The 220-nt window shown below is 76.4% G+C and carries 1 protein-coding gene; it reads right to left on the reverse strand.

The features are described 5' to 3' along the window. On the reverse strand, positions 1–208 hold a 208-nt coding region (locus QWJ41_RS22600; RefSeq protein ID WP_439117360.1), incomplete at its 3' end, for a S4 domain-containing protein. Positions 209–220 lie beyond the last annotated feature (12 nt).

Genomic DNA, 220 nt, shown 5'->3' on the forward strand with positions numbered 1-220 from the left:
CGTCGACCTCGGTGACCAGGATGGCCACGTCGGTGGTCACGCCGGTCGCGGGCTTGGAGGCCACGGCGCCGGAGACCTTCACCCGGCCCTGGGCGACCAGCTCGGAGGCGTGCTCGCGCGCGCGCGCCAGACCGCGGCGGACCAGCTCGGCGTCGAGGCGCAGGCGACGAGGCGGCACCGGCTCAGTCCTCGAGCGGGGTGGTCGCACCCGCGTCGGGAT

The sequence above is a fragment of the Nocardioides cremeus genome (assembly GCF_030518195.1).
Classification (GTDB): Bacteria; Actinomycetota; Actinomycetes; order Propionibacteriales; family Nocardioidaceae; genus Nocardioides; species Nocardioides cremeus.